The 5,695-nt window shown below is 60.1% G+C and carries 6 protein-coding genes; 3 read left to right on the top strand and 3 right to left on the bottom strand.

Features of this window, described 5'->3' with window-relative positions:
- The 3 genes from EPO09_RS00275 to EPO09_RS00265 form a co-directional block, all read left to right on the top strand.
- A partial coding sequence (locus EPO09_RS00275) for a DUF47 domain-containing protein (protein ID WP_290639032.1) occupies positions 1-562 on the top strand: 562 nt, incomplete at its 5' end.
- 16 nt (positions 563-578) lie between these two features.
- A complete protein-coding gene (locus EPO09_RS00270; protein ID WP_290639030.1) occupies positions 579-1,589 on the top strand; it encodes an inorganic phosphate transporter in 1,011 nt (336 codons plus the stop codon).
- A 255-nt stretch (positions 1,590-1,844) separates the two neighbouring features.
- Positions 1,845-3,101 (top strand): ATP-binding protein, encoded by a 1,257-nt coding sequence (locus EPO09_RS00265; RefSeq protein WP_290639028.1) that lies wholly within the window; start codon positions 1,845-1,847, stop codon positions 3,099-3,101.
- Between the two features lie 28 nt (positions 3,102-3,129).
- Here EPO09_RS00265 and EPO09_RS00260 read toward each other — a convergent pair whose 3' ends face one another.
- The 3 genes from EPO09_RS00260 to EPO09_RS00250 all read right to left on the bottom strand — a co-directional run bounded on the left by EPO09_RS00260 (position 3,130) and on the right by EPO09_RS00250 (position 5,652).
- The gene (locus tag EPO09_RS00260; RefSeq protein WP_290639027.1) at positions 3,130-3,891 is read right to left on the bottom strand and encodes an ABC transporter permease; all 762 of its coding nucleotides are present in this window, start codon (positions 3,889-3,891) and stop codon (positions 3,130-3,132) included.
- Complete coding sequence (locus EPO09_RS00255; RefSeq protein WP_290639025.1) at positions 3,888-4,814, bottom strand: ABC transporter ATP-binding protein; 927 nt, start codon at positions 4,812-4,814, stop codon at positions 3,888-3,890. Before EPO09_RS00255 ends, EPO09_RS00260 begins: the two co-directional genes overlap by 4 nt.
- Positions 4,815-4,890: 76 nt before the next feature.
- The gene (locus EPO09_RS00250; protein WP_290639023.1) at positions 4,891-5,652 is read right to left on the bottom strand and encodes a hypothetical protein; all 762 of its coding nucleotides are present in this window, start codon (positions 5,650-5,652) and stop codon (positions 4,891-4,893) included.
- Positions 5,653-5,695: the final 43 nt, after the last annotated feature.

The following is a 5,695-nucleotide window of genomic DNA, read 5'->3' as shown; positions in this document are numbered from 1 at the left end:
CGCCTTCGCGAATCTGGTCAAGAACTACAACGATCCCCTCCTGCGTGAAAAGTACAACCAGGAAGTGGACGCCGCCGAAAGCGCAGCCGACACGGTCACGCGTGAAGTCAACCGCCTGCTGCACAAGACCTTCATCACGCCCATCGACCGCGAACAGATCCACTCGCTGATCAACACGATGGACGACGTGGCCGACCTGATGCAGGACGCCGCCGAAACCATGGCCCTGTATGACGTGCGCCGCATGACCGAGGAAATCGAGCGCCTGACCGACCTGTGCGTCAAGAGCTGCGAGCGCCTGAAGTCGGCCGTGGCCCTGCTTGATGACATCGGCAGCGCCAAGACCGCCGAAGCTGCCCTCAAGACCTGCGAAGAAATCGACCAGCTCGAAACCGATGCCGACCGCGTGATGCGCGCCGCCATGAGCAAGCTGTTCCGTGAAGAACCCGATGTGCGTGAAGTGATCAAGCTCAAGGCCATCTACGAACTGCTGGAAACCGTCACCGACAAGTGCGAAGACGTGGCCAAGCTGATCGAGGGCGTGATCCTCGAGAACTCCTGATCCCGAGAGGCTGACCATGACAACCATGCACGTGGCCCTGTGGGTCATCGTCGCTCTGGTGGTGCTGGCACTGCTGTTCGACTTCATGAACGGCTTCCACGATGCCGCCAACTCCATCGCCACGGTGGTGTCGACCGGCGTGCTGCGCCCGACGCAAGCTGTGGCGTTTGCCGCCTTCTTCAACTTCGTCGCCATCTTCATCTTCCACCTGAGTGTGGCAGCCACGGTGGGCAAAGGCATCGCAGACAAAGGTGTGGTGGACGTCTACGTGGTGTTTGGCGCCCTGAGCGGTGCCATCACCTGGAACGTGATCACTTGGGCTTACGGCATCCCCAGCAGCTCGTCGCATGCGCTGATCGGCGGCATCGTGGGTGCCGTGATGGCAAAGGCGGGTGCTGGCGCACTGATCGGTGCCGGCATCATGCGCACGGTGACCTTCATCTTCGTCTCGCCGCTATTGGGCTACCTCTTCGGTTCGATGATGATGGTGATCGTGGCATGGCTGTTCCGCCGTGTCTCGCCCTCGCGCGTGGACGCCTGGTTCCGTCGACTGCAGTTGGTATCTGCTGGGGCCTACAGCCTGGGCCACGGCGGCAACGATGCGCAAAAGACCATCGGCATCATCTGGATGCTGCTGATCTCGACCGGCTATGCCTCCGCCGCAGACAAATCCCCTCCCACATGGACCATCGTCTGCTGCTACATGGCCATCGGTGCCGGCACCATGTTTGGTGGCTGGCGCATCGTCAAGACCATGGGCCAGAAGATCACCAAGCTCAAGCCCGTTGGCGGCTTCTGCGCTGAGACGGGTGGCGCCCTTACCTTGTTCATCGCTACCGCCATGGGCGTGCCTGTGTCCACCACGCACACGATCACCGGCGCCATCGTGGGCGTGGGTTCGGTGCAGCGTGCCAGCGCCGTGCGTTGGGGCGTGGCCGGCAACATCGTCTGGGCCTGGATCCTGACCATTCCGGCATCGGCCTTCGTGGCCGCTGTGGCCTACTGGATCGCGCTCAAAGTCTTCTGACCCAAGGCAGCTCGAACCAGGAGGCGCCAGACGATCCAATCAGGATCTCTGGCGCCTCTTTTCATTCATGGCCACACACAGATTCGCTTCGAACCAAGGCCCCGATGACGAATGTGGCGCGGCACTCACAAATGTGATGTAAATCCGGCGAACTGCACCCTGAAGACACCAATGTCATCGTGACGCCGATGGGTCTGCTCCGCCACAATGGCAGCAGACCCAGGCAGATCAAGGGCTCAAACCAAGAGGACCCAGATGAATCAGGTGGCGCTGCAACCCGGCAAGCTCGAACGCATCATCCAGATGCAGTCGCTCATTGTTCAAGCGGCGTTTGACCTGGATCGATTCATGCAGACCGTTGTCAACAACCTGCAAGACCTCACCGGTGCCAAAGGCGCCGTGGTCGAATTGGTCGAAGGTGACAACATGGTTTACCGCTCGACCTGCGGCAGCATGAACCCCTTTGTCGGCATGCATCTCGCACGCGCCAACAGCCTGTCTGGCTTGTGCGTTCGAAACGTTGAAGTGCTGCACTGCATTGATGCGCAAACCGATCCGCGGGTGGATCTGGCCGCCTGCCATCGCGTGGGCGTTCGTTCCATGGTCTGTACACCGTTACTGCATGACCGTGTACCCGTAGGCGTGCTCAAGGTCATGTCGGACAAGGTCAACGCCTTCAATGACGAAGACGTGCAAACCCTGCAACTCATGGCTGATGTACTGGGGGCAGCGCTAGGCAAGCAGATCGCCTATGACCGGCTCAACAAGGACCGCCAGCGTCTGAGCCACCAGATCGCCCGCCAGGAGCAGGAAAACCGATCCTTGCTCAGCGAGCGCAGCGACATGCTGACCGTGCTGGCCCATGAGGTGCGGCAACCCTTGAACAATGCGTCCGCCGCACTGCAAAGTGCCGCGCACCTGCTGGCCGAGGCCAACGATTTGAGCGCAGCCCAACGCCTGTCTCGGGCCAGAGGCGTGATGGGGCACGTGCTTGCCAACATCGACAACACACTGGCCGTGGCCGCCCTGCTCACCCGCTCCACACCGGCTGAACGTGAAGATGCCGATGTGGACACGCTGATCGCACTCACGCTGGGCGACTTCACCGCAGAAGAGCGCCAGCGCATTGTCTGTGAGCGACTGAGTTCAACCCGCACGGTCGCGATGGACACGAGCCTCATGCGACTGGCCTTGCGCAACCTGCTGTCCAACGCCCTGGACTTCAGCCCCCCAGGTCAGCCCGTCACACTGAGTTTGAGCGACTGCGATGCGCCACTGGCCCTGATCTTTGATGTGATCGACCACGGTGGCGGCATTGACCAGCAAGGGGTGCCACTCCTGTTCGAAAAGGGCATGCAAAGCACGAACCCACACAACGCCACAGGTCATGGGCTGGGCCTTTACATCGTGCGGCGCGTGATGGAGTTGCACCATGGCATGGCGCAATTGCTGCGAAACTGTGCCGATGGCGTCACCATGCGCCTGGTGCTGCCCTTGGCCCCCGCCGATTGAACAAGGGCCAGGCCAGCACCGCCAAGCTTCAACGCTTGAGCTTGTAGCCCGTCTTGAAGATCCAGGCGACCACGATCAAGGATGCCGCCGTGAAGCCCAAGGTCATGGCCAGACTCACGGCCACACCCACGTCCGCCTGCCCGTGGAAGCACCAGCGGAATCCGTTGACCAGATAGACCACGGGATTGAACAAGGAAATGGTCTGCCAGATCGGGGGCAGCATCTTGATCGAATAGAAGCTGCCGCCCAGGAAGGTCAGCGGCGTGATGATCAGCAAAGGCACCACCTGCAGCTTCTCGAAGCTGTCCGCCCACAAGCCGATGATGAAACCAATCAGGCTGAACGTGACCGAGGTCAGCACCAGAAACATCAGCATCCACAAGGGGTGCTCGACATGCAGTGGCACAAACAGGCCCGCCGTGGCCAGGATGATGAGCCCCAGGATGATGGACTTGCTGGCTGCAGCGCCCACATAACTGAGCACCACCTCGAACGGCGATATCGGCGCCGACAGCAACTCGTAGATCGTGCCTGTGAACTTCGGAAAATAGATCCCGAACGAGGCGTTCGACAAGCTCTGCGTCAACAACGACAACATGATCAGACCCGGCACGATGAAAGCACCGTAGCTGATGCCATCGACCTCCTGCATGCGCGAACCGATGGCCGCGCCGAACACCACGAAGTACAAAGACGTGGAAATGACCGGCGAGATGATGCTCTGCATCAAGGTGCGGCGAGCACGCGCCATCTCAAAAATGTAGATCGAACGAATGGCATGGATGTTCATGATGCGCGCTCCACCAGGTCCACGAAGATGTCTTCCAGTGAACTCTGCGTTGTCTGAATATCGTTGAAGCGAACACCTGCGGCGATCAAGGCATTCAGCAAATCGGGCACGTTGACCTTGTCGTCCAAAGCGTCGTACGTGCAGCACAGCTCCTGGCCGTCTTCAGACAAGGTCAGCGCATAGGCCTCCAGGCCCGCCGGAATGGCCGCCAAAGCCTCCGGCAGATGCAGCGTCAACTGCTTCTTGCCCAGCTTGCGCATCAGCTCATCCTTCTTTTCCACCAGGACGATCTCGCCCTTGTTGATCACGCCGATGCGATCGGCCATCTCCTGCGCCTCTTCGATGTAATGCGTGGTCAGGATGATGGTCACGCCCGATTGCTGCAGCTTGCGCACCAGTTGCCACATGTCGCGGCGCAGGCTCACGTCCACGCCAGCGGTGGGCTCGTCCAGAAACAAAATCTGCGGCTCGTGCGACAAGGCCTTGGCGATCAGCAGGCGCCGCTTCATGCCGCCCGACAGCGTGATGATTTTGTTATCGCGCTTGTCCCACAGGGACAGGTCCTTGAGGATCTGCTCGATCAGCGCGGGGTTCGGTGCCTTGCCAAACAGGCCTCGGCTGAAGCAGACGGTGTCCCACACGGTCTCGAAAGCATCGGTGGTCAGCTCCTGCGGCACCAGGCCGATCAGGCTGCGGGTGATGCGGTAATCGCGGCCGATGTCGTGACCATCCACCGTCACGGCGCCCTCGCTGGGCGTGACGATGCCGCAGATGATGCTGATGAGCGTGGTCTTGCCCGCGCCGTTGGGACCCAGCAAGGCGAGGATCTCGCCCCGATGGATATCGAGGTTGACGCGCTTGAGCGCCTGGAACCCGGAAGCGTAAGACTTCGACAGGTTCTGTACAGAAAGAATGGGGTTCATGTCAGCAACGATAGCCGAAAGTCCCCACAGGGGAAACGGTGCCAGACCTTACGGCCGGCACGGTTTCCCAACAGCGTCAGATCCAGGAACCGTCTTCGCTGATATACGACACGGTCAGGCCACGGCCAGACGCAGTCGACAGCAAGAAGGGATTCACAGCCAGATTGCTGCCCGATTTGAGCGCGACGGTTGTGGCAGGCGAGGTCGAGATCGTCTGAGCGGTGGTCGGTACACCATCCACAAAATCCAGGCCCAGCAGGCCGATACCGATGAACTCCAGCGTCATCACACCAGTGCTGTTGTGCGTCACCTTGATGCCACCTGTTGACAGGTCGTACTCATAGTGATTGGCGCCTGCCGCAGCAGCCGTTGTGGTGTTGACAATCAACGTCCCCTTGTAGCCTGTGGTGGCGTTGTACTGTTTATTCGCGCCGACAGCAGGGAAAGCGGCCAACTCCAGTGAAATACAACGGTGGTGCGTCACCGCGGGTGTCGTGCTGGAAACAATGACCTCCGTCATGCGAACAAAAGCCGTGTTGCTTGACGTGTTGAGAACGGCCTGCGCACGCGTCGTGTTGGCGACAGGCACGAAGTAACGCAAGTACTCGGTACCGCCCGAGCGAAAAATCGCATCAATCGACTTGCCCGAAACATTCCCGATATCGACGTAACCACCGGATGTCGGCATAACTGCCTGCGCTGTCGCTCGGCCGCTTTCCTGGGCCAATGCTGCGCTACCTGCATCGCTGCTGCTGCCGCCACCACCGCAACCGGGCAAGGCCAAAGCCATGGGCACGGTTGTAGAAGCCAAGACCAGTTTTCTGCGTGTTTGATCCATGATCTATCCCTATTCTTGATGATGATCCGACTTCAAACGCGAG

It is taken from the genome of Aquabacterium sp. (assembly GCF_004297345.1).
GTDB lineage: Bacteria > Pseudomonadota > Gammaproteobacteria > Burkholderiales > Burkholderiaceae_C > Aquabacterium.
The sequence above is the reverse complement of the archived record's forward strand: the minus strand, read 5'-3'. Positions and strand labels throughout refer to the sequence as shown.

Bases quoted from the DNA above. Each gene is read 5' to 3' on its own strand.
- EPO09_RS00270 (WP_290639030.1), top strand. From the start codon at position 579: ATGACAACCATGCACGTGGCCCTGTGGGTCATCGTCGCTCTGGTGGTG.
- EPO09_RS00265 (WP_290639028.1), top strand. From the start codon at position 1,845: ATGAATCAGGTGGCGCTGCAACCCGGCAAGCTCGAACGCATCATCCAG.
- EPO09_RS00260 (WP_290639027.1), bottom strand. From the start codon at position 3,891: ATGAACATCCATGCCATTCGTTCGATCTACATTTTTGAGATGGCGCGT.
- EPO09_RS00255 (WP_290639025.1), bottom strand. From the start codon at position 4,814: ATGAACCCCATTCTTTCTGTACAGAACCTGTCGAAGTCTTACGCTTCC.
- EPO09_RS00250 (WP_290639023.1), bottom strand. From the start codon at position 5,652: ATGGATCAAACACGCAGAAAACTGGTCTTGGCTTCTACAACCGTGCCC.